Below are 430 nucleotides of genomic sequence, written 5' to 3'. Positions count from 1 at the left end.
CGCCGGGTGCGAGCGCTAGCGACGCAGCCTGTGCCTAAGCGTCGGCTTCGATGCGCTTGAGAGCGCGATAGATCGTCGGCCGCGAGACGTTGAGTGTCCTGGCTACTGCGCTGACGGACTTGCCGCCCTCAATAAGCTTTCTCCCGAACGCCACGGTTGAGCAGTCTCACCCCCGAGATAGGCAGACCCCCCGAACTGCCGGCTCCCGTGGCGTTCCTTCGTTGCCGCCGACCTCGCAATCACTAAGCAATGCCCCGAAAACCTGCGCCGCTTCGTTGGAACGTCGCAGTTCCGTTTGGTGCAGGATTTTGACCCTAGTGCACCAGCTAGTGCACCAAATGGTGATCCGCTCAGGCTTAAGGGTCAAAAAGTGTGTCTGAATTGGGCGATTTCCAGTAGGTGACCTGCATTAACGCCAAAAGTATATGCT

The 430-nt window shown here is 58.6% G+C and carries 1 protein-coding gene; it reads right to left on the bottom strand.

The features are described from left to right. Nucleotides 1-34: 34 nt before the first annotated feature. A complete protein-coding gene (locus QP968_RS11170) occupies nt 35-154 on the bottom strand; it encodes a helix-turn-helix domain-containing protein (RefSeq protein ID WP_083583987.1) in 120 nt (39 codons plus the stop codon). Nucleotides 155-430: the final 276 nt, after the last annotated feature.

Origin of the sequence: Corynebacterium sp. MSK041 (genome assembly GCF_030232265.1) — a bacterium.
Taxonomy (GTDB): Bacteria; Actinomycetota; Actinomycetes; order Mycobacteriales; family Mycobacteriaceae; genus Corynebacterium.
The sequence above is the reverse complement of the archived record's forward strand: the minus strand, read 5'-3'. Positions and strand labels throughout refer to the sequence as shown.